The 21,068-nt window shown below is 40.2% G+C and carries 13 protein-coding genes; 8 read left to right on the top strand and 5 right to left on the bottom strand.

The window, feature by feature from the left end; translation table 11 throughout:
- Window positions 1-15: 15 nt before the first annotated feature.
- Both QE382_RS19430 and QE382_RS19425 read right to left on the bottom strand, forming a co-directional pair.
- Entirely contained in the window at window positions 16-1,041 is a 1,026-nt protein-coding gene (locus QE382_RS19430) for a FecR family protein (protein ID WP_307187376.1), read from the bottom strand.
- A gap of 42 nt (window positions 1,042-1,083) precedes the next feature.
- On the bottom strand, window positions 1,084-1,614 hold the full coding sequence (locus tag QE382_RS19425; protein WP_307187375.1) for a sigma-70 family RNA polymerase sigma factor: 531 nt from the start codon (window positions 1,612-1,614) through the stop codon (window positions 1,084-1,086).
- A 324-nt stretch (window positions 1,615-1,938) separates the two neighbouring features.
- Here QE382_RS19425 and QE382_RS19420 point away from each other — a divergent pair, with 324 nt between their 5' ends.
- The 8 genes from QE382_RS19420 (at window position 1,939) to QE382_RS19385 (ending at window position 17,249) form a co-directional block, all read left to right on the top strand.
- A complete protein-coding gene (locus QE382_RS19420) occupies window positions 1,939-2,334 on the top strand; it encodes a hypothetical protein (protein WP_307187374.1) in 396 nt (131 codons plus the stop codon).
- Window positions 2,335-2,444: 110 nt separating this feature from the next.
- Entirely contained in the window at window positions 2,445-2,630 is a 186-nt protein-coding gene (locus QE382_RS19415; RefSeq protein ID WP_294185784.1) for a CsbD family protein, read from the top strand.
- 319 nt (window positions 2,631-2,949) lie between these two features.
- Entirely contained in the window at window positions 2,950-4,704 is a 1,755-nt protein-coding gene (locus QE382_RS19410; RefSeq protein WP_307187373.1) for a family 43 glycosylhydrolase, read from the top strand.
- Between the two features lie 85 nt (window positions 4,705-4,789).
- The gene (gene lacZ / locus QE382_RS19405) at window positions 4,790-7,972 is read left to right on the top strand and encodes a beta-galactosidase, LacZ type (protein WP_307187372.1); all 3,183 of its coding nucleotides are present in this window, start codon (window positions 4,790-4,792) and stop codon (window positions 7,970-7,972) included.
- A gap of 646 nt (window positions 7,973-8,618) precedes the next feature.
- Complete coding sequence (locus QE382_RS19400) at window positions 8,619-9,254, top strand: hypothetical protein (RefSeq protein WP_307187371.1); 636 nt, start codon at window positions 8,619-8,621, stop codon at window positions 9,252-9,254.
- A gap of 355 nt (window positions 9,255-9,609) precedes the next feature.
- Window positions 9,610-10,056, top strand: a complete 447-nt coding sequence (locus QE382_RS19395; RefSeq protein WP_307187370.1) for a nuclear transport factor 2 family protein — start codon at window positions 9,610-9,612, stop codon at window positions 10,054-10,056.
- 267 nt (window positions 10,057-10,323) lie between these two features.
- Window positions 10,324-12,867, top strand: coding sequence for a tetratricopeptide repeat protein (locus tag QE382_RS19390; RefSeq protein WP_307187369.1), 2,544 nt, complete (start codon window positions 10,324-10,326; stop codon window positions 12,865-12,867).
- A gap of 329 nt (window positions 12,868-13,196) precedes the next feature.
- Complete coding sequence (locus tag QE382_RS19385; protein WP_307187368.1) at window positions 13,197-17,249, top strand: hybrid sensor histidine kinase/response regulator transcription factor; 4,053 nt, start codon at window positions 13,197-13,199, stop codon at window positions 17,247-17,249.
- 92 nt (window positions 17,250-17,341) lie between these two features.
- Here the strand turns inward: QE382_RS19385 and QE382_RS19380 are convergent, their stop codons facing one another.
- From QE382_RS19380 to QE382_RS19370, 3 genes are read right to left on the bottom strand one after another with little or no spacing between them, the layout of a single operon-like run.
- A complete protein-coding gene (locus tag QE382_RS19380) occupies window positions 17,342-18,568 on the bottom strand; it encodes a hypothetical protein (protein ID WP_307187367.1) in 1,227 nt (408 codons plus the stop codon).
- Window positions 18,569-18,576: 8 nt separating this feature from the next.
- The gene (locus QE382_RS19375; RefSeq protein WP_307187366.1) at window positions 18,577-19,815 is read right to left on the bottom strand and encodes a DUF4998 domain-containing protein; all 1,239 of its coding nucleotides are present in this window, start codon (window positions 19,813-19,815) and stop codon (window positions 18,577-18,579) included.
- A gap of 27 nt (window positions 19,816-19,842) precedes the next feature.
- Window positions 19,843-21,039: a DUF5000 domain-containing lipoprotein gene (locus QE382_RS19370; protein WP_307187365.1), complete on the bottom strand. Its 1,197-nt coding sequence runs from the start codon at window positions 21,037-21,039 to the stop codon at window positions 19,843-19,845.
- Window positions 21,040-21,068: the final 29 nt, after the last annotated feature.

Genomic DNA, 21,068 nt, shown 5'->3' with positions numbered 1-21,068 from the left:
TTATGTGAGTGAATTTTATTCGGTTTGTACGTGAATGGTTATTTTATGGAGTGCTTGGATATCAGCTAGCATGTTGACGTATGCAGATGCTGTATTTTTATACGTTCCACTATAGTATTTATTTTGTATATCTTTAGGTTCAACGCTTAGTTTAAGGCCATAATTATGACTGATGATGTGAAGTACATCTTGCAATGGGAGGTTTTTAAAGATCAGCTGTCCGCTAGTTTTTAAGTAAGACCCCCTTTTGCTGGATGGAGAAGTATTGACCCGGGTTTCGGAAATGATCTGTTTTAGCTTGCGATCAATGCTGATTTCTTCGTTGGGTTGAAACTGTAGATGTAAGGTCTGTTTATCTTCATCATGCTGATTGCTTTTGACTTCAATACGGCCTTCATAGAGTTTTATTTTTGTAATCGCGCTACCACCTTCTTCCACACTGAAAACAGTGCCAAGTGCGGTTGTTGTCAAATCTGCCGTATGAACGCGAAAAGGCTTTGTTTTATCCTTTGCTACCGTAAATTTGGCCTTACCTTTTAATTGAATTTCTCGCGCGCTAATCGTTGTGAAATCTGAACTGAATTTTACTTCAGAATTGGGGTATAGGTCGATCGTAGAACCGTCTGGAACTGCAATTTGTTGAATGGTATTACCTGAATTGATATAATATAAATTACTTGGTTGCTCCTGTAGTGTTGGCTGGACTTTCTTAGGGTTACGATATGCGGTGGTATGTTTAGGAGAATCGATTTGGTTTAATCCCAGCCAGGCTCCTATTCCAATGAAGAAGATAATAGCTGCATATTTTAACCAGCTGAAACGATCTTTATTTTTTTGCCCTATTTGTTTGAAAATATGCGCTTTTATTTCCTTTTGGTTTTTAAAATCCGAATCCATCTCATATGCTTGCCATTCCGTTTCCGGCATAAAATCCTCCCAATAAAACTCGTTATTGGCCAGCGCATTTTCTACTGCGGCAATTTCTTCCGCACTGGCTTTACCGCTTAGGTATTTATCGATGAGTGTTTTTGTAATCTTCATGTATAAAGATTACGATCGAAAACGAGGTAGCCCCCAAAGAAATTAAAAAATAATTTGCGCCAGCATACTCAACAGTAAAGCCTTTCGAATAGTTTTTAGTGCTAGTGTCAATTGGTTCTCCACAGTTTTAGTCGATATGGCCAGCTTGTCCGCAATCTCCTTATGCGAAAGATTAGAAAACCGGCTTAGCATAAAAATCTCCTTGCGTTTCTCCGGTAGTTTATCGACAATTTCATGGAGTGTGGATGTAAGTTGTTTGGCATAAAAATCATCCTGAGGGCTATGGCGCAAGACAAATGTCTGATCGTGATCCAGAAGTTTCTTTCGGTTATACTCTGCCTTGACCAGATCGATCACCACTGTTCGGGTGATACAGAAAATCTGGGATTCTATGGTGGCATCGATATTTTTGTCACGCATATTTTTCCAGAGTTTGATAAATACACGCTGTACAGTTTCTTCGGCTAGATAAGAAGATTTGGTTTTATGGACTGCATATTGGTATACTTTGGAACTCCATAGGTCAAAATATTCCTCGAATCTTCGAACGATAAGCGCATAATTGATTTCCATAGTGTAGGCTTGGGATAAATGAATTTAGCGATAATGCGCTTTCGATCCAAGTTTTTTCAATAATATTTTGCCAACGTTCTTACGCCTTAAAACTGAAAACTACTGATAACCTAAAGGTTATAAATTCTTTCGCATAGCATCTGTTAGTAAGATATTATGCCCGCTAAAATTGTTACAGTGGTTGGTATAAATACTATGATACGGTATTTATACCTCTTATTAGGGATTTGATACGGATGTTTATGATGTGAAATTGGGATGGCATAAAGTTTGAATTTTACCCCGCTGTAATAAAGAGAATATTTACATTAACACATTTTACGTATGAAAAAATTAATTCAAACACTGGGACTGGGTATGCTTATTTTTACGGTATTTGTAGGTTTTACGGCCTGTAGCAAAGATGATGATCCGGCAGACAATGATCTTTTTATTGGAAAATACGAAGGTACGATCTCTTTTGATGATTTAAACAACAATGATAATGATGTTGCAGCGGCAGAAGGGACAGTTACGGTAACAAAAGCTGGCGATACCTATAATTTTGCTTTCGGGAATGGTATTCCTAATCTGAATGGAGTAGATTTCGAGAAAAAGGATAATGTCTTAATCAATATTGGTTCAGCTGGTACAGGTGTTATTCGTATTGATGCTGGAAAATTAACTATTGGCTACACGAAAGACGGAAAAGCTTGGACCGCTAATTGTAACCGAAAATAACAAGAAGAGTATAAAAAGTGCAGGTATAGCGATTAAGAATTTAAAAAAAATTTTAAAACGATTATTTGATTAATGCTGTTCTATTAATAACTAATGAAAGGAGAATAATTATGAGTGATTTAACATGGAAAGGCCGTTGGAATGAGATCAAAGGCAAGGTAAAACAACAATATGCAGACCTTACAGATGATGATCTTATGTACGCAGAAGGCAAAGAAGACGAGTTATTAGGTAAACTTCAAAAGAAGACCGGAAAAACACAAGACGAGGTCAATACCTGGTTAAATGACTTGTAGAGTTAATATTGTGTAATAGTGAAATTCCCCACAGGTGTAAAATCTGTTGGGGAATTTTTTTTATGCTCATTAGAACAGCTGGATGCTCATCTGTTTTTTATCATTTGAGAAAAAGTATGATATTATTATTGTGAGAATGAGTCTGTTCTTTGATGGGAATATTAAAAGCTACATCGTATTTGTGTCATCGTATTATTACATAAATACGAATATATCCCTCTTTTTGACTCAATATCCCCCTTGTCTGGATAGAAAATGGGTGATATTTTTGTTTGCGAATAATCAGGAACTATTCGCTCAAAGAGACTTAAAATACATCATGAAAACACTTATATCTGTCTGTCTTATTCTACTGTCAAGCTATTTTGCCGCGTACAGCCAAAAACCCATCCCAAAGGAATATGGCTTAGTTTGGTCGGATGAGTTCGATTATCAAGGCACGCTAGATACAACCAAGTGGAGCTATGAAGAAGGCTTTAAACGTAACCGCGAAGAACAATGGTATCAAAAGGAAAATGCTTTCTGTCATAATGGCCTATTGATTATTGAAGCAAAAAATGAACATCGCGAGCATCTGGGTTTTATTCAAGGCAGTAAAGATTGGATTAACAGCAGAAAGCAGATAAGGTATACTTCGGCTTCAATAAATACGTTAGGAAAGCAAAGCTGGAAATACGGAATTTTTGAAATTCGGGCACGTATACCTGTTGGCGCTGGGCTTTGGCCTGCTTTCTGGACATTAGGAACGACCAAAGAGTGGCCATCCAATGGCGAAATAGATATTATGGAGTATTACCGTGGCAAAATATTGGCGAATATCGCGACAGGTACTGATCAGCGGTGGAAAGCCCATTGGTTCGGTCAGACTCGGGCAGTTAAAGATCTTGGGGGAAAAGCTTGGGCTGATCAGTTTCATATTTGGCGAATGATTTGGGATGAAGATGCTATTGCTCTGTATGTGGACGATATTGAGATGCTTCGCGTTGCGATGGACCAATTGGTTAATCGGGATGGTACAGGCTTCAATCCATTTACCCAACCGCATTATCTGCTGTTAAATTTGGCGCTTGGCGGTACAAATGGCGGTGCGATAGATCATAAATTACTTCCCGCAAAGTATGAAATTGATTATGTACGGGTTTATCAAAAAGTGAAACCTGCTCAAGTGAGTAGTTTTAAACCAGGGGAAAGATGGACAGACCACAGTGGTGATGTGATCAATGCACATGGCGGTGGCGTGCTTTATCAGAATGGAAAATACTATTGGTATGGAGAGAAACGTGGTGGCACAACATCCCAGGGGGTCAATGTGTATTCATCCGCTGACTTGCATAACTGGAAGTTTGAAGGATTGGCACTTACACCGAGCGCAGATTCCACCAGCGATATTGCCTGGGGGTGTATTATGGAACGACCAAAAGTGATCTATCAGGAGCAGCTGAAAAAATATGTCATGTGGTTCCATCTTGAATTGAAAGGTCAGGGCTATGCAGCCGCCAGGGCCGCCGTTGCGGTAAGTGACTCACCTTTTGGACCGTTTCAGTTTGTCCATAGTTTCAGGCCAAATAACAATATGTCACGCGATATGAGTTTATTTGTGGATACCGATGGGAAGGCGTACCAAGTGTATTCATCCGACGAAAATTATGCTTTACGCCTGGTTCAGTTAACGGATGATTACCTCCGTGTAACAGCAAAGGATTCTTTACTATTTCGGAATCATAGGGAAGCTCCAGCATTATTCAGATATAATGACAAGTATTACCTGATCACCAGCGGATGCACGGGTTGGGCGCCGAATCGTGCGGAGCTCCATGTCGCCGCGAATCTTTTTGGCCCTTGGAAATCACTCGGTGATCCGATGCGGGGACCAAATTCATCCTCGACTTTTGACGGTCAGTCGACATTTGTACTTCCCGTAGCAGGAAAAAAGGATTTCTTTATTTTTATGGCCGACCGATGGAACCCCAAAGAGCTTATGGATAGCAGATATATTTGGCTACCTATTGATCTTCGGAATGAAAAAGTACAGATAAATTGGAGAGATCAGTGGGACTTAAATGTTTTTCATTAATTTGACCGCATCAATCTATTCAAGTTCGATTAGGCTAAACAATCTGCCGTTTCGAATTAATTTGTTATCCCTAAAAATTTAAGAAATGCAACTAGTGACCAAATTCACGCTTATTTTTCTATCTAGTATTGTCATCGTGTTGGGCCATGCGCAGTCCAGTGTGACTTTGACGCATGAGCAAAACAAAAAAGAACAACAAGATACTGTTATCCGGAAAGGGATCCCTTGGTTAGATGAAACGATAACTGAAGAAAATCGAATGCCCATGCATACCGATTTTGTAACCTTTCCGAATGCAGATCAAATTAGTGACTACGATTGGCGTGAATCCTCCTCTTATTTAAGTTTGAATGGGGCGTGGAAATTCAAATGGGTTAATAGCCCGTCTCAGTTGCCAGCCCAATTTGAATCATTAACTTATGACGATCGTCATTGGGACAATTTTCAGGTGCCCGCTAATTGGGAACTCAATGGATATGGTTTTCCGATGTATACTACTTCAGGTTTTGAGTTTACCTATTTGATCGGAAAGCCAAATCCCCCCATTGTACCGATGGATTTCAACCCTACCGCGGTGTACCGTCGCGAGGTAGTCATTCCTGCGGATTGGCAGGGGAAGCCTGTTATTCTACATATTGGAGCTGCTAAATCTAATTTATCTGTTTGGGTAAACGGCGAATATGTCGGATATGGTGAGGATAGCAAATTACCATCTGAGTTTGACATAACGAAGTATTTAAGAAAGGGAAAAAATCTGATTACCATGCGTGTTATGCGGTGGGGAGTAGCCAATTATTTGGAGGATCAGGATATGTGGCGTTTAAGCGGAATCACGCGTGACTGTTATTTGCTGATGCGACAGCCACTACACGTGCGTGATATTCAACTATCCCCAACACTCAATGCCTCTTTTGATAAGGGAGTCTTAAAAACCAAACTCATTTTTAACCGGATTAATCAGGAGAATTTACAGGCAGAGATCACACTCCTGCAGGATGGCCGGGTGATATCAAGTAAAGCTGTCAAAGTTTCGGGGCAGGAAATAACTGTTGAGCAGACAGTAGATAGTCCTGCACTGTGGTCTGCTGAGGTGCCGAATTTATACCAGTTAGTTGTTAAGCTCCTAGACCATGAGGACAAAACAATCGAGGTCATTCCACTGCGAGTCGGTTTTCGTACTATCGAGATTCGAGGTGGGCAGTTGCTGGTTAATGGACAACCTATTCTTATTAAAGGAATAAATAGACATGAGACAGATCCCGTCTCAGGGCATGTGATCTCAAAAGAGAGTATGCTGCGGGATGTACAACTTATGAAGAAATTCAATATCAATGCCGTTCGTACGAGCCACTACCCCAATGCCGAGTATTGGTTGCAGCTCTGTGATCAATATGGTCTGTATGTGATCGACGAAGCCAATATCGAATCACATGGCATGGGCTATGATCTGTCCTATACCATGGCCAATAGACCGAGCTGGGAAAAAGCGCATGTGGCACGTGTTGAACGTCTTATTCAGCGAGATCGGAATCATCCAAGTGTCATTATCTGGAGCATGGGCAATGAAGCCGGAAATGGGTATAACTTCTATCGGGCTTACCTCCGAATAAAAGAGCTCGATACCAGCCGTCCGGTACAATACGAAAGGGCCGTGAATAATTATGGCGAATTAAGATTTGACTGGAATACTGATATAGTGGCGCCTATGTATGCCAGTCCATCTGCGATGAAAAATTATGCATCCCGTAACCCTAAGCCGGAAAGGCCTTTCATTCAATGTGAATATGCACATGCCATGGGAAATTCGTTGGGTAATTTCAAGGATTATTGGGATATCATTCGGGCAAACAAAGGGATATTTCAAGGTGGATATATCTGGGATTTTGTGGATCAATGTTTTATTAAAGTCAACGCTAAAGGAGATACGGTATATACCTATGGCGGAGATTACGAACCTAAAGAAGCTATTACGGACTGGAATTATGCTTCCAAAGGGATTTTTTACGCGAACAGAACTCCCTATCCTCATGCATGGGAAATGAAAAAAGTATATCAGGATATTCATACTAGTCTATTGGGTGAAAAAAAGATAGCAATTTATAACGAGCGCTTTTTTAGAGCGCTTGAAAATGTTGAACTTCAATGGGAAATTATAGTTGATGGGAAAAAAACTGAATCTGGGCTAATCAAGAATTTGAATGTGTCGCCGCAACAATCTGCGGTGCTATCTATTCCTTATCAAAGCGTAGAATCTGGCGAAAAGTTTCTGAATCTAACATATCGACTGAAAAAAGCCGAGGCCTTACTTCCAACTGGGCATATTATAGCAACTGAACAGTTATTTTTGGGAGGTGTTTTTCGGCCTAAGACCGCCGTTTTAGCACAAGGGAAAATCAATACTGAGCGAAAAGAAGGAAATCTCATCGTGTCGGCCAAGGATCTACTGATTGAGTTTGATCTTAAATCAGGATGGCTAACGAGATATCAATTTAAAGGGCAGGCTTTTGTTGATGAGCATACCACATTTAAGAGTAATTTCTGGCGCGCACCGAATGATAATGACTTTGGGGCAAATACACCGGAAAAATTGAAGTCTTGGAAGCAGGTTTCAGATTCTATTGAATTGATTGAAATTAAATCAACAGTTGTCAATAATCTAGCGTATGTGGATGCTACCTATAAAATGCCGCAAGTGTATGGACAGTTGGAAATGAAATATTCCATTAATCAATCGGGTGAAATGCGTATTTCTCAGTCATTCCTTGCTGATACCACAAAAAAGGTAGCTGTTCTTCCACGTTTCGGTATGCAATGGATCCTGCCTTCAGGCTTTGAAACCATCAATTACTATGGAAGGGGACCGCAGGAAAACTACATTGACCGTAATTTTTCATCACCTGTGGGAATTTATAAACAGACGGTGGATCAGCAGTATTTTCCCTATGTAATGCCACAGGAGACAGGTAATAAGACGGACGTTAGATGGATGGAAATAAAAAATAAACGTGGCCGTGGATTGTTGTTTACGGGAGATTCGACGTTTAGCATGAGTGCTTTGCATTATTTCGACAAAGACTTGGATGATGGTCTCAAGCGTCAGCAGCGTCATGCTGCCGACCTGGTTAAAAGGAAGCAAACGCAGCTTAATATTGACCTTAAACAGATGGGAGTCGGAGGAGTCAATAGCTGGGGAGCATGGCCGCTTCAGGAATATACGTTGCCTTACAAAAATTATTCCTTCTCTTTTGTTGTAAAGCCAGTAGAATAATTGTAGTGTCCCGTGTTGCAAAAGATCATTTTAATTAACTCGTTACTGAGTCGCATCTTCCGATGCGACTTTTTTTTATTGTGAACAGTTGGTTTTTGCCGTTGAGCTTATGAATTGCTTTCTAAGTTTCGGGAGGGTAATAGGTGTGTATGCTAATTTGTATTGCTAAGTTTGGAGCTTATACTCGCTTTTGGTAGGTACAAAGTTAACTTGTTCGTGGCTGTTCGCTTGCTGTTTATTTGCTTTTCTCCCCATGAAATAGCAAAGAAATACCAACGAAACAGCAAAGAATAAGCAAAGAATACGCAGAGAAACACCAAAGAAACAGCAAAAAATAAGCAGAGAATAAGTAGAGAAACAGCAAAGAATAAACGGAGAAACAGCAAGTAAACGGCAGTAAATAAGCGAACAAAGCCCAAATTAAGCTCAAAGAAGGCCCTAACAAAGAACAGAGAATCGGCAGAGAAGCTCCGAAGGAATAGCATAGAAATATCAATGATACATCAAACAAGAAATTATAGCTAAAACTCCTATTTATATAACGAATAATGAAAAAGACGTAGCGCATATGAAAAGTTACCCTGAAGCATGAAGAAAAGATGTAAATTGAACAAATCTTTTTGTGCTCAATATCATTTTTAAGCAAATGAACATCAATTATCTATTATTATCGTTATTATTTCTAGTCGCCACAGGGAAAACATACTCTCAAAAGGCATTTGAAGGAGAAATTATTTATCAAAACAGCTTTCAAAGTAAAAACTCCACGATTTCCAGCGAACACATGCGTCTTCTTTTAGGCGACGAGCAAACGTGTTTTATCAAATCGGGAAATTACAAATCGCTAACAAATGGAGCTGGTATCACCGTACAGCTCTATATTAGTGAGACCAATAGACTGTACAATAAGACGAGCCGATCAGATACCCTTTATTGGTTTGATGCCAATGTGCAGTCGGATGCAATCGTGAGTTATGAGCTGATTAAAAATAAAGAGAAAATATTGGGGGAAGATTGTGATGCCTTGATCTTAAAGACGCAAGGAGGGCAGACAACCTATTTTTACACATCAAAATACCCTGTTGATTTTGCTAAGTATCAGATGCATAGTTATCGAAATTGGAACTACTATTTAGCAAAAGCCAAGTCTGTTCCATTGAAAATTGTGATTGATAATGAGCAATTCAAAATGGAGTCTATTGCCCGAAAAATTGAAGCAAAGCAACTTCCGGACAATTTTTTTGCGCTATCAGCCGATATACCAATTAAGAAAACGAAATAAATCAATTTGGTCAACAGGCGGTAATCATCAATCTTTTGCCAGGTTTTTATGCAGTGTGCGCATGCGGACAATCTATTTTGAAACTGTTCATATGCGCACGTTTTCTTTTTCGTAGAAAGATCCTGAAAATGCCTTTAAATGTGCTTAGAGGCATAAATGTATTTATTGTGGCCAATGGTATAGTAATTGGCATGCAGCAGGTAAGATGGTTGTTATATTCACCTTTACATTTCCGCCATTCACCGAGATTCAAAGACCCTTGGTCTAAAGTCTGTAGGCTAGCGGCATATTGATCTGTAGTTTCGGATCAAAAAGGAAAAGGATATAAACTAACACAATTGAACGAAAAGATAGTATGAAAGGATTCGTAAAAACATTCACAGTAGCAGCTTTAATTGCCTTATCATCAGTTGCCATGTCGGCTGAAAAACCAGTATCAAAATCAGAAATAGTCCCTGTTAATCTCTCCACAGCAGAATTCGCCTTACAGCATTATATTGCGGTAACTACTGCTGGAGCATCTTTTGGGCTAGAGCAATTGTTTGCCCAAGATTTCAGTCAAAAAATTCATACTTCCACTATACATACCTATGGACGCCGTGCGGTGATTGAATGTTTGAATAAACAACAGGGTGAAATTTTGAATTGCAAAACGCAGATCAAGATAGTCGAAAAATCTGGAGATTATCTGATTGCAAAAATTGTATTGAAATTTGACAGCTTTAGCATGACTGACCTAGTGACTTTGGTGTATGAGAGTGGCAGTTGGCAAGTGTCAAAATCATTTCATTCGTATCAATAAGCCTATACCTAACGTCATTATAGGTTGTAGCGCGACATTACTGATGTGGTTCTTATTTTTTCTTCTTGGCTCCATTATTGTGTAAGGACGATTGCCGATTGGGCAATGGGCATCGGGTCGGGTTGTAAATCCTTATAATAAAGTATATAAGATTTGAAATTACCAAATGTGGTTTGAATTCTTTAGTTTTGAATATACTGATTAGGGATACCCTATTGTCTCCTCGGCAAAGGAACGTTTGGAAAAATTCAGAAATACGGATGAATAATGATATTGAAAGAAAGAATCGGTCATAATTACCTTAAATACTTGTTTACTGGGACGCTTTCAGCTCTGCTGGCTACCGGGTATGCACAGGAAGTAGAGAAACAGCAGAAAGATAAAAAAGAGAAGCAGCAACCTATTGAGCAAAGAAGTAGCGGAGAAGTTCAAACGATGGATTCCATTGAGGTTGTACGCGATTACCGGCCTATGCTGGCCGATGCCGTCAAGGTACGTCGGAGCCCGGATATGAAGCGTATCAATCGTGACGCTATAGAGACGGAATTACGTCAGATTGCTACCACCACTTATTTAGCGTGGCAAAAATATAAGCAAGCGTATTATCATGAATTGATGAAACGTCATCCAGACGCTTCGCAAAGTAATATTGATAATTATCGCATCAGCTACCTGGCCTATGGGGCTGGCGAATACAAAAGAGCCAGTGGTATGCTGGAGGCAATGAAATCTTCGGACGCCTTTTATCAGGGTGCAATTATGACTTTAGGACATATTGCTTTGGAAACCGGTAACAAACAAGCTGCCCGAGATGCCTTTGTGAAAGTGACAAAATTGGACCTCGACAGACAAGTAAAAGCCGATGCGCTGTTTAACTATGCCAAAGTTCTGCTCGAAATGGATTCTACCCAGGCTGCGCAAAGAGTCCTCGAAAAATATATTGCCCAAGAAGTGAAACCTGTCGATCCGGGTTTAAAAAGAAAGGAAAGTGCCGAAACACTATCCGCTGAAATTCTACGTGGGACCACCAACTTCCATGCTGGCGTTAGCATGCTTGAATCGCTAAAGGAACGCGGACGGGAAGTCAATGCGATCTATCAAAAGGTAACTTACTACCGCGGACTGGAGTTTTATAACGAGCGCGCTTTCGAAAACAGCATATCGATGTTTATGCGATCGGAAAAGTTTCCAGCCAATGCTGAAATGGCTGCTCTTGCCACCTATTGGAAGGCCGAGGCGATGTATGAAGTGCGTAAATTCGGGGAAGCCGTGGAAAACTTTTCCCGTTTCCTAGGTTTGCCCGCTGCTCGAAATAATGAGGTATACAATTATGCCAATTATGGACTTGCTTATGCAGCCTATCGAAATAATCGTTTTGCACTGGCGGCAGATTATTTTGAACGCTTTCTAACTGCCGGTGGAAGTACAGTTGATCAGGATATACGGTATGACGTCATCGCCCGACTGGGTGATTCGTATCTTTGTCTGCGCAACTACAGCCGCGCAAACAAATATTATGACCAGCTGATCAACAGCAAAGCACCTAATCAGGACTATGCCTTTTTCCAGCGTGGTATCATCTTTGGTCTGCAAGGCGATAATGAAAAGAAGATGAGTACGCTACGTTCTGTGCTGAAGCAATTCCCCGCTTCTAATTATGCGGATGATGCAGCCTTTGAAATCCCTTACACCTATTTTACGATGGGAGATTATGATAATGCACTCGAAGGGCTGCAAGGAATGATTGGAAAGTACCCCCGCAGTAGTTATATACCTCGCGCCCTCATGACCATTGGGCTTGTACAGTACAACAATGATGAACCCGAAGCGGCTAAAGTTACTTTCCAAAAAGTAGTGGAGAAATATGCCAGAACCGCTGAGGCAGAGCAGGCTATGCGTTTTATTGAAAATATTTATCTCGATCAGGGAGACGCTTCGAGTTATATTCGTTACGCTGTAGGTACTAATGTGGGAAATCTGAGTCCTGCAGAGCAGGATAATATGGCTTTCCAGGCAGCCCATTCGCTCTTTACCCGGGGCGAATACGGTGCAGCCGTGGAAGCTATCAACGCTTATTTCGACAAATTTCCAAAACCTAAACAGGAGAAATTTGCGCGTTATATCCGCGGTGTAAGTTCTTACCGTATAGGCCAACCGCAGGAAGCGCTGCACGATCTCAATATTATACTGAACGACTGGACGAGTAAGTATACGGAGAATACCCTGTTAACAGTGGCTGCTTTATATCTAGGCCTCAAGGAATACAATGAGGCTATTGTGCACCTGAAAAAATTAGAACTCAATGAGGAGTATAAAAAGAACTATGGGTATGCGGTAACCAACCTGATGGTGTGTTATTTCGAACTTGGTGATATGGAACAGGTGGCCAAATACGTGAATTTAATCAAGAATTATGCGGGGGCAACTCAGGAGGAAATTGCAAAAGCCCATTTATACAACGGAAGGTCCTTACTGAAAGAAAAGAACGTAGCTTCTGCCTTGAAAGAATTCAATCTGGCTGCGCTGAAAAGCCAGTCAGCTGCTGGCGCAGAGGCGCGTTACCGCGTGGCGCTATTGCAATATGATAGTAAGGAATACGATAAAGCATTGGAAACTGCTTTTGACGTTATCAACAATAGGGGAGCACAAGAATATTGGGTAGCCAAGAGTTTTATATTGCTTGCAGATGCTTATGCGCGCAAAGGCAATACTTTCCAGGCAAAGAGTACATTGAAAAGTGTTATTGAAAACTATGAGAAGGATGATGATATTGTTCCGTCAGCGAAAGAACGCTTACAGAGATTGAAGTAATACCTCTTAGAAGTTGTCGCAGCAGATTTAATGGTAGTTATATGCCTATCCCGAATGTATTTTATAGGTAAGATTATGAATGGACGAGTCCGTTAAAATCGGACTTTGTTAGCAACAGATCGATAAAAAGCGAGGTCTTATCCTCGCTTTTTTCATTTGTATTGGCGAAAAAAATAAGATAAGATAGCGGTATTTAGACCATTACCAGCGCCCAATTACCACATCGACCTAAGAGCGCGCAGATCGGATCATAAATATCGTATTTCGAATTTGTCGATCAACGGTTTTTTTTGTAAATTAAGTGTCACTAAAACAATTATAATCTTCTTATGAAAAACGTCTACTTGATCCTTCTCGGATTCCTCTTGCCGATTCATGTTGTATGGTGCCAATCATCTATCGCTTATTTAGGCATTGATAAAGGACTTTCAAACGATTTTGTAACGGCTATCTTTCAGGATAGGGATGGGTTTATGTGGTTTGGAACATCCAATGGCCTAAATCGTTACGATGGATATGAATTTAAAGTTTTTAAAAATGACCCATTATCTAATAATACAATTCCCGACAATCGTGTAACCGCGATTGCCGAAAGTGCTTCCGCTCAGTTATATGTAGCGACCAAAAGTGGATTGGCAGTCATAGATGCCAATCGTTCAGTTTGTAAGCAAGTGTTGGTGCATTCGCAGAGAGAAAATAAACTTCTAAATTTTCCGATTCATCAAATAGAGAAGGATATGCTAGGTCAGTTATTTTTACAAGGCGGATCTAAAGGGCTTTTTAAAATTGAGGAAACGAAGGATGGAAGTATTGCGAGTAGGATACCTTTACAATATGCTGGCCAAAAGGATTTTGACTATCGTGTTTCAGCTATCTGCAAATCAGCTGATGCTGGAATTTGGGCAATCATAGATCATCTTGGTTTGGCATATTATGATAGCAAAAAGAACAGTTTTTCAATTGTAAAGCAAGGTGATTTCCAATCGACAACAATGGCTGTGTCAACAAAGGGAGATGTTTGGTTTGCCAGTTATCAAAAAATTAATTGTTATCATATAAAAACGGGCGAGTTTGAACAATATAACTACGATACGTATCGAAAAGCTATCGTTAACCTTTATTTTGGAAAAGACAAAAAGCTGTGGATATGTACCGATGGTGCGGGCATTCAAAAATTTAACACCACAACACAAACTTTCGAAGAGTATATTGGATTTGACCAAAAACAATTAACCAGCCGATCTGTGTTTGCTGTTTGGGAAGATAAAGATGATCGGATCTGGATTGGCACCCTAAGGGGTGGGGTCAATATTGTGGATCCGGTAAAAAGAAGATTTCAATCATTTAAACTTATTCCCAATAGCCAACGGGTAAATACCACCGATTTTATTTTATCATTTGAACAGGCCGATCGCGATCATATTTGGATAGGAACTGACGGGGATGGATTATATAAATGGAGTATAGCAGAAGGCCATTTGGTTAATTATACCTATTCAGCTCCTTTGCAGAGCAAACCTTCTTTTATAACATCCTTGATTCAGCATCAAAATGGCCAGTTGTGGATTGGAACCTATGATATGGGAATTGTAAAATTAAACGCAAAAACAGGCGAAATAAAGCATTATAGCTGTTACTATCCGAATACGCCCTACGCAAATAATGCTGTATGGCGTTTATTTAAAGACAGTAGGGGTACATTTTGGGCTTCAACCCTTGCCAATGGAAATGTCTATCGCTTAGATACCATCACAGATCAGTTTAAATATCTCGATTTACCAATAAATGACGTGTTGACGTTTTACGAAGATAAGGATGCTACCTTGTGGATGGGATCCTGGAATTCCTTATTTCGACTGGACTTACGTACGATGAAATACAAGAGTTATCAGATCGGTACTCCAATTCGTTTTATCCAACAAACAGAAAATGGCTTTCTCTGGCTTGGCACTGAAGGGGGCGGACTTTTACATCTGAACTTAAATACAATGAACTATAAGCGCTATACCGAAAAAGATGGACTTGTTAGTAATACGTTGTTAAATGGCTTACAGGATGCACAAGGTAACATGTGGATATCTTCACTCGACGGACTCTCCAAATTGGATTTACGAAAAAAGACATTTCAAAACTTCTACCAGTCAGACGGTCTCCAAAGTAACCAATTTAATTACAATGCTGCCATCAAATTGCACGATGATCAGTTGATTTTTGGGGGTATCCGTGGTTTCAATATCATTAGACCTAAGGATGTATTGTTTAAGACCAGTTTTCCTTCGTTAAAATTGACCCGATTAAGTATCGATAATATGGCGTATGAACAAAGTGGGCAGGAGAGGCAAATTGCTTTAAATGATGTAAAGCATCTAAAAATACCATTTGATAAGGCCGTATTATCATTTTCCTATGCAGCATTGGACTTTAGTTTTTCGGATAGGATCGACTACGCCTATTATTTGGAAGGTTGGGACAAGGATTGGAATTACGTCAATAAACAACGTACAGCCTATTACTCTAATCTCAGAGAAGGTACATACAAATTACATATTAGATCAACCAATGCAAATGGCGAATGGAATCCGACGGAACGAATTATCGATATAGAAGTTTTGCCCCCTTGGTACCGAAGTTTTTGGGCATATCTAGGATACTTTTTGCTACTCGCTGCGGTACTCTTTTTTTATAATAGGTATAGGGAGAATAAAGCGTTGTTGCTCTATAAAGTAAAGACTGCTGAGTTTGAACGTGATAAAGAACACGAATTACTCGAAGATAAACTGGCATTTTTTACCCATATTGTCCACGAGATCAGGACTCCATTGACCCTTATTGTAAATCCGATCAAAGATATTGTCGTCAAGTCAAAAAAGAATATGACAGATTCAGACGAGCTACTTTCTATTTACAATCATTCCAAGCGATTGTTAAACCTAGCGGATAAACTTCTTTTGTTTAGAAAATCTGATGGTAATTTAGACGAACTCGCAAGTAAGGTTTTTGACATTATAGCGGTTTGGCGAGAGGCCTTTGAATCTTTTAGGCAATTGGCCAGTGCTCGAAACATCACTTACTCATTTGATACAACTATTGAAAAACTAATTATAAATGCAGATTATGAAAAACTGGAAATCTGTTTCATCAATTTACTTCAAAATGCGCTTAAATATACAGACAAAGGAGGATCTGTCGCTGTTAAAGTGAGCCGTCTAAAATCCGAATTGATCTGTGATATCATCGATTCTGGACAGGGTTATCCAACCCATTTAACAGAAGAAATTTTTAAACCTTTTAAACGTAATTTTAACCTATTCAACCAAAGCGCAGATGGTTTTGGAATCGGACTGTTTTTTGTGAAAAAATTTATTACGCTGCACGAAGGTAAATTGGAATATACTGCAAATCCAAAAGCTGGAGCTACTTTTACAATACGATTGCCGATTCATCAGGTCAGCTCAGCGACGGTGGAGCCAACTGTCGAATTACAACAGGCTGCTTATGGATATCTTTCTTCTGCGGAAGAAGATAAGCTTGAGCATACACCTTCAATCTATCCAAAAAAACGACAACCACTTGACGAGTGGTATGAAGATGATATGCAGGAGAAAATACTAATTGTAGATGATAATGAAGATATGTTAAACTATATTGCTGGAGTCTTTTCTGACAAATATCAGGTTATTAAAGCAGACAGTGCAGAAATGGCAATAACTGTGTTAGAAAAAATAGAACCAAGTATCGTCATCAGTGATATCATGATGGGTGGAGACTCTGGAATCGATCTCTGCAAACATATGAAGAGCAATACAAAGCGGAGCCATGTCCCTATTATTTTGTTAACTGCAAGTTCGTCTTTTGATGTTAAATTAAAAGGGATCGAAGTTGGAGCAGATGACTATATCGTTAAACCTTTTGATAAAGAGTTACTCGTGGCACGTGTGGAAAGTCTGATAGAAAACAAAAATAGATTGCATACCTATTTTTACAGTGAAATCACGTTGCAGTCCAAAGATCATCAGGTTCCTACAGCCTTTAAAGATTTTCTTCAACGCGCTATCGCGGTAGTTGAAAAGCATTTATTGAATGAAAATTTTACGGTAAAAATGCTTGCCGACGAGCTAGGTATGAGCCATTCCAATATGTATAGAAGAATAAAGTCTATTTCAGGTAAATCTGCTAATGAATTTATCCGTTATATCCGGATGCGCCGCGCAGCGCAATTGCTGATTAGCAATAAAACGAATATTAATGAAACCGCTTATCAAGTAGGCTTTAAGGATATAAAACATTTTAGACAGCATTTTTCCAAAATCTTTGGTTGTTCGCCCTCTGAATACCGAAAGCGGTATAGCCACCTCGGAAATTTGTCCGATAATAAGAGTTAAATGTGACGGATTATCTAAAAAATAATAGAGCAGAAAAACAGTAACTCTCATGAGAAATCCTGTATTTCTGCTCTTTTTATACAGCTAGCTTGCTATTGATAAGCTCCACTGTGACTGGTCATACCGTCTTTCCGCATAGCTTCTATGATCAGGCAATTGTAGACGTAGTCCCAACTAGAACTGACTTCTGAATTTTGATTTAAGCCATAAGGCCACCAATGCATGCTATCGCCACTAAGCACGACTGATTCATCTAAAGTGATCATCTTTAGCATTTTGTTGGCATTTCCCAAACTATATTTGCCATTTACAATGGCCTGCGACCACCAGCTGGTCGTTCCAGTACCCAAGGTATGATTCATCTCATGCAACATGGTACGGATATTTTGGTATCCTTCACCCGAACCAAATCGCATCCAACCCTCATTGTTAGCGTCGGCTGTCGGTACGCCTGGATCGTAGTTGAGATAAATGTGTTTGGTAGCAGAGGTATAATTATTGACATACCACACTGCACTGTCGAGGGCTACTTGCAAACGTTGATAAGCAGCAAGTTGTTGCGCCGTAGGGTTATCGGCTTTATTAAACGTATAAGTTACTTTACCCTTAGCAATCGTATGGAACGCAATATCTGGACCGTAGCTTACACCGGTTTCGTTGATTGCATAAGCGCGTAAATGATAGTTCGTGCTTGGATTAAGATTGACTATACCTAGCCTAAATTTTCCAGTACCTTTCGAACCGTTCGTCACTTTGTGATCATTTAAAGTCGGTTTTTCTTGTAGGCTCCAACATATGCCTCTTTCCGTAATGGCGCCACCGCCGCTACTAATAATATTAACGTCATAATAAGCCATTGATGATCCCACAATAAAGATCGGATTAGTGCCAAAGGTAACCGATTGTATATCGGCAGTGGTCAATACCTGTTGTTCGCCGTAAGCAATTCCGCCCTTATTTTTGGCGTAAGGTCTAATGTAGTATGTTTGCGAGGGGGCAAGGGATGTTAGTGCCACACTAAATTCACCAGAACCTTTACTGGAAGTTGCTTCCATCGGATTATTGTCGATTGTCGGATTCGGATCTTTACTCCAGCAGATGCCACGACTGGTAACAAGTGCACCACCTTTGTTGAGCACTTTTCCTGTAATCATAGCACCTGTAGTGGTGATATTGGAAAAGGCTAATTTACCAAGCTCAGCAAGCGCGCTATCATCCGTTTTTTCCGTAGGCTTTACCATACTGCTTTCGGGAGTAGCTTTTTTACAACCTGCTAAAGTGCAGGCTGTAAAAAAGACATAATAAACTAATCTATTCATCTATTTGGTTATAATTTTTCAAAGATCATATTGCCAGAGACTTTAAAATAAGAGCCGTCTGAAGCGGTTCCATTCATGTTTCCTAGAAAACCTAAGGTTACAGGTCCCGCTTCTGTTACGGTAAATTCGAATATTGCACTGCTTCCAGATAGGGTTTGAAAGCCTAAGGCTGTATTCAAGGCGGATTGATCGGGTAAGGCATTGCCTTTTGCGGCGATGAGGTGAACGACACCTGCGCTGCCTTTGTCAATCTTTGAGACTGTAAAACGATATTTTCCGGGCTGTAGGTTGGTTGTTTGATAGATCTTACCATTAACTATCGGCGCTAAGTTGGGTGAGGGTGAGGCCCATTGCCACCAACCGGCTTCCAAAGATAAACAGGCTTTTTTATCCCGAATCTCAATTCCGCCATAATATTTGCCGTCAGCTGTCTTGAAGTTCTTTGCCGCATCATTCACAAGCCACACAGCCGGTGTACCCCAGCGATCGCCGCCCATGGCCGAAGTCTCGAAAGGAAAGTTCATGTTTTTTAGATAGACCTCTTTTGGCGATATATTTGCGGAATAATTGGTGTAGAATGTGTCGATACTTAAGGAATCCGGAACAAATAATGTACGGTAGCGCAGTGGTTTGCCAGGCATAAAGTCTGCTAAAATGCTTTTGCCAAGTTTAATGGAGTCTCTTTGTATAATCAATTTACCTGAAGTATTGGTATACTCCACTTCCGTAAACTGAGCACCGCTGGTCAGATCGATCCCCCCCCAATTGACGGTGGTTTTTTGATCTCCTGCGAAATAATCAACAGCATACATTGGTCTGTTGATAAGACCTGAACTAAATCGTTCACCATAAGACACGCCAGTCTTAAATACACTTAGCGACTTGTTGCCTTGGGCGTCGTAGGTGATAAGTTCAAAATTGTGTACCCCTTCGCTTATCTTGAGCGAAATTTTTAAGGTATCTACGCCTGCTGTACGATTGACTTTTACCTCAGTCGAATCTTGCCGATTATCCCAGTATATTTTGAGACGCTCCACTTTGGGGTCTGCCATAAATAATCCAGTAATATAGACGCGCTCTTTACCCGAGAAGACCTTTACGGAATCAATTTTGCCGGTGTAGGAAATTTCACCGCCTTCCAGGTACTTTTTATAATCATCACTCTTTGAACAGCAAAGGAAAGAAAGCATGGCCATGCTAAGCAAGGGCATGATAAAGAATGTTTTAATATGTGGTACTTTCATCATAGTCTAATTGATAATAAAAAAGTGATCTTAACGTGGATCGCCATAAACCTGTAATTCGGCGATGGACATAAAAGAAGATCCTTGCCAATTTTTAATAGTCTTGATGCGCAGATAACGCACCTTTGGCGCACTGACATCAAAGTCAAAGCTTAAACCCGCATTGGCGAGTTGGTAATCTTCATCTGTTTGTTGTCCCATAGGTAATCCAGAGGGCTTTTTGCTTTCAAATGTACCCAAACGCGTCCAGTTGTTCCAGCTTCCGTCCGAAGGCGGGTTGTCCGAACCCCATATTTCAAAAAATCGCACGTTTCCACCATAATAATACATACGGCCACTGTTGGTGTATTCTGGATAGTCCCAGATCACAATGCGGCTCATTTTGGCCAACTTACCGGTATCAAATGTAACCCATTGTGGACCGTTCACAGTGACATCAGTCAACGATATGTTGGGCCAGTTAATAATGTCCCCATCCCACATTTTAGAAAGTCCCGTAGAAGAATATTGTTGTTTAGAATCCGTCGGTAATGTAACTGCAGTATACCTCGATTTTGGAAGTGGCTGTTCAAACAGCGGTGTCAAGGTGGTGACCAGTGTATCAGTAAAATTCATGTACTTGTCTCTTACGGTAATCGCAAATTGTTTGGGATTAGGAGCAAAACCGCGGATCGTACGTGAAATCTGTTTTGCGGAGGTGTAGATATTATCGACAGAAGGCACCCATTCACCCAAGGAGTCAACCATCACCATCACCGTTAGATTTTTTTCCGACTCGTTTTCAGCCGTGATCCGAATGCCACCAAAAGCTGGAATGGCCTCCAAACTTCGGAAAGTATTCCAGATCGGGTTTTCTAAAGGAGTTACGGAGACTTCGATCGGCGCCGAACTGACTTCACTTCTATTTACGGCATAGAGCTTAATTGGATGCGGATTTGTATCTGCAAAACCTTCCACCAACAGTGAGTTGTTATAGTAGGAGGATTTTACCTCCATTTCTTTGCCCGATTTTAATTGGTAGACAGCTTTGACATATAATAGATCCTGATCCTTTGGTAAGGTATAGGTAATCCGTGCGGCCCCAGCCAAGTTTTCGACTTTCACATTACTCACTTGACCTGGTGCTGCGCTGTTTACGACAGGGGCAACCTGAATTTCTTCTTTACAGTTTTGGAATAAGATGCAGAAGAAAAATATAGCCTGCATCATTTTTCTGTTTATATTCATATCGTTATGACTTTAAGGATAAAATTAAA

Origin of the sequence: Sphingobacterium zeae, assembly GCF_030818895.1 — a bacterium.
Taxonomy (GTDB): domain Bacteria; phylum Bacteroidota; class Bacteroidia; order Sphingobacteriales; family Sphingobacteriaceae; genus Sphingobacterium; species Sphingobacterium zeae.
Note: the sequence above shows the minus strand (reverse complement) of the source record. Positions and strands in the feature narration are given on the sequence as shown.

Bases quoted from the DNA above. Each gene is read 5' to 3' on its own strand.
- QE382_RS19430 (WP_307187376.1), bottom strand. From the start codon at position 1,041: ATGAAGATTACAAAAACACTCATCGATAAATACCTAAGCGGTAAAGCC.
- QE382_RS19425 (WP_307187375.1), bottom strand. From the start codon at position 1,614: ATGGAAATCAATTATGCGCTTATCGTTCGAAGATTCGAGGAATATTTT.
- QE382_RS19420 (WP_307187374.1), top strand. From the start codon at position 1,939: ATGAAAAAATTAATTCAAACACTGGGACTGGGTATGCTTATTTTTACG.
- QE382_RS19415 (WP_294185784.1), top strand. From the start codon at position 2,445: ATGAGTGATTTAACATGGAAAGGCCGTTGGAATGAGATCAAAGGCAAG.
- QE382_RS19410 (WP_307187373.1), top strand. From the start codon at position 2,950: ATGAAAACACTTATATCTGTCTGTCTTATTCTACTGTCAAGCTATTTT.
- lacZ (WP_307187372.1), top strand. From the start codon at position 4,790: ATGCAACTAGTGACCAAATTCACGCTTATTTTTCTATCTAGTATTGTC.
- QE382_RS19400 (WP_307187371.1), top strand. From the start codon at position 8,619: ATGAACATCAATTATCTATTATTATCGTTATTATTTCTAGTCGCCACA.
- QE382_RS19395 (WP_307187370.1), top strand. From the start codon at position 9,610: ATGAAAGGATTCGTAAAAACATTCACAGTAGCAGCTTTAATTGCCTTA.
- QE382_RS19390 (WP_307187369.1), top strand. From the start codon at position 10,324: ATGATATTGAAAGAAAGAATCGGTCATAATTACCTTAAATACTTGTTT.
- QE382_RS19385 (WP_307187368.1), top strand. From the start codon at position 13,197: ATGAAAAACGTCTACTTGATCCTTCTCGGATTCCTCTTGCCGATTCAT.
- QE382_RS19380 (WP_307187367.1), bottom strand. From the start codon at position 18,568: ATGAATAGATTAGTTTATTATGTCTTTTTTACAGCCTGCACTTTAGCA.
- QE382_RS19375 (WP_307187366.1), bottom strand. From the start codon at position 19,815: ATGATGAAAGTACCACATATTAAAACATTCTTTATCATGCCCTTGCTT.
- QE382_RS19370 (WP_307187365.1), bottom strand. From the start codon at position 21,039: ATGAATATAAACAGAAAAATGATGCAGGCTATATTTTTCTTCTGCATC.